The organism is uncultured Campylobacter sp. (genome assembly GCF_937949835.1).
Classification (GTDB): Bacteria; Campylobacterota; Campylobacteria; order Campylobacterales; family Campylobacteraceae; genus Campylobacter_B.
In genome coordinates, this window is the sequence record NZ_CALEDC010000351.1 from 1 (window position 1) to 2,551 (window position 2,551).

Sequence of the window (2,551 nt, forward strand, 5' to 3'; positions counted from 1 at the left end):
TTGTTTGAGAGCGTAAATTTTATCTCGATGCGGCGGCTGGCGTCCTTGTCCTCGACGCCCCTGCGCATCACGGGCTGCGTGTAGCTGCGACCGCTGGCGATGAGATATTTTTGCAGCCGCTCATCTTTATTCCACGAGTTTATGAAATCCATCACGGCAAACGCCCTGTTTTGCGACAGCTCGAGGTTGTATAAATACCCGCCGTCGCTGTCCGTGTGCCCCTCAATGATGATCTGATCTAAATTTTCACGAATTTCATCGTTATTCAAAAGCGCGGCGAAATAGCTCTGCAGCGTCGAGCGGAGCGCCTCTTTGGCGCCCTCTTTCAGCTCGCTTGAGCCTTTGTCGAAAAGGATCGATGAGCTTAGCGTCATCGCGCCGCTTTCGTTATCGATGCGGATCTTGCCGCCCAGCTTCTCCTTCAGATCGGCGATGATCTTGACCTTCATTCCGGTGAGGTTGCGGATGCGGTTTTTCGTGACGTTGAGGTCCTGTAAAATTTTATTAAAATCGCTCTGCTTCTGCGTGAGCTGATCGAGCAAAAAGGCGATTTTAAGCTCGTTTTGGCTGATCGTAGCGTTGGCGTCGTCGCGCGCTTTTTGCAGAAGCGAGTTGATGTCTAAATTCTCTTTTTTCAGCTTCTCCGCCATCTCGGTTAGATCTTCGATCTGTATGAAGTAGATGGAATTTTGCTTGCGAAGGTCGGTATTTTCGATGTTTAGCTTCTCAAGCTGGTCGCTAAAAATTTTATTCAGCGCCTCAAGCTCGGCGCTTTTTTTCTCCTGGCTTTGCAGGCTTAGAAGCGCGCTTGAAATTTGGCTTTCTTTCTCTTGCAGGTTGCTTTGCGTGAGGAAGTATTTGACGATGATGCCGCCTACTAAAAGCACGAAAACAAAAAGCAGTCCCGCCATCAAATCGGCGTACGCGATCCAAAAGGTCTCTTTTTCTTCGTTATTCGTTTTCATCTAAAAGTGCTTTTTCATCGATGCTCGCAAGCGTTTTTCGAAGCTCTTCGATGATGCTTTCGTTGCTCGTTCGCGCAGCAGTGTCCTCTCCAGCTAAAAGAGCCTTCAAATCCGCGCTTAGTCCCTTAAAGCTAGCGTCAATTTTAGCGGCGCAAGCATTCTGCGAACTTGAAATTTCGCCCGCAAACCCGCCTAAGGAAGCATTTAGGCTCTTGATTTGAGCGCTTAATGCGCTCGTAATGTTAGCCAGCTCGCCTTGCCCGTCCGTTAAAGTTTTAGACTGGCTTAGATACTGCGCGGAAATTCCGTTTTGAATTTCGATTAGGCTTGCAGATACGGACTTAAGCGCAGATAAAATTTGAGCGAAGCTCTTATCTAGCTCACCGTGAGCGAGATTTGTTCTTTGGATCATCTCGCCTGCTTTTTCAAGCTCTTCTTGTGTAATCGCCATACTTCGCTTCTCGGCTTCCATCACGCTTTCAAAAGCGCCGATTTTTTCATCGATTAGGCGGTTTAGCCTTTCAGTAAAATTCGTAGAGCTCATCATCGCAAATGAGCGCGAAATTTCAGAATTAGCGTTTAAAATTTCACTCAGATAGCCCTGTGTTATTTCGTCTTTGTTCCAGAAGAAATTTTTAGTGGAATTTTTGTATTTGATGAGCAGACGCTCATATTTGCTAATGCCTTTTTTCTCAAAATATATCCACCAAAGCGCTAAAAAAATTCCATAGATCGAGACGTAAAACGCCGTACCTACGCCGCCTAGAAGCTGTGCGATCTCGGTTTCGAGCCCATCGATATTGCTTGAGGAAAAGTGCGGCATCGAAATCGCAATCGAGATGAAAGTTCCTAAAATTCCAAGCATCGGAAAGACTGCCGACGCGACGGAAGCGTAGTTTTGATTACGCAGCGAGTAGCCGTATTCGTCCACAAAAAGATCAAAGCTGGCATCGGATTTTTTCTTACCGCCGATGCTTAGGAGATTGGCGACGATGTAATTTTTCAGCTCACGCTTGAAATCATCAATATTATTTTGAAAATTTAAGCAGCCATATTCTGCATTATGACGGGCTAAAATTAGTGCAATAATAAGCAAAACTGCAAGCATCAGGATCGAGTGCGTTTCTACTTTCAGCCCGATAAGCCCCAAATAGCCCAGCAAAAACACCACAAAAACCGCGATCGGCAGAGCTGCGATCTTAAAAAAAACGCCCGCTAGCGAGCGCTCCTTCGCCTCAGGTAGCGTGATATCGAGCACTTCGTTATTTGGGCGATCCATATTAGTTCCTATTTAGGCAATTTAGATTGTCAAATGCGACCTGCAAGCGCGCCACCATACTCTGCTCGCCCGTTCTCAGCCACTTGCGAGGATCGTAGAATTTTTTATTCGGTTTATCCTCGCCTTCCGGATTGCCGATTTGAGCTTGCAAATAGCCGCGATTTTTGGCCTCATAAGCACGCACGCCGTCCCAAAATGCCCACTGCGTGTCGGTGTCGATATTCATCTTAACTACGCCGTAGCTTACGGCTGCCTTGATGTCGGAGGTATCGCTGCCGCTGCCGCCATGAAAGACGAAATTTACGGG

3 protein-coding genes are annotated in these 2,551 nt (G+C 47.0%); all 3 read right to left on the reverse strand.

What is annotated here, in order from left to right:
• Nucleotides 1–965 (reverse strand): OmpA family protein (locus Q0256_RS08065; RefSeq protein WP_297962051.1); only part of this gene is annotated, 965 nt, incomplete at its 3' end.
• Entirely contained in the window at nt 952–2,244 is a 1,293-nt protein-coding gene (locus Q0256_RS08070; protein WP_297962052.1) for a MotA/TolQ/ExbB proton channel family protein, read from the reverse strand. The genes Q0256_RS08065 and Q0256_RS08070, both read right to left, overlap by 14 nt.
• A gap of 1 nt (nt 2,245) precedes the next feature.
• Nucleotides 2,246–2,551 (reverse strand): class II fructose-bisphosphate aldolase (locus Q0256_RS08075; RefSeq protein ID WP_297962054.1); only part of this gene is annotated, 306 nt, incomplete at its 5' end.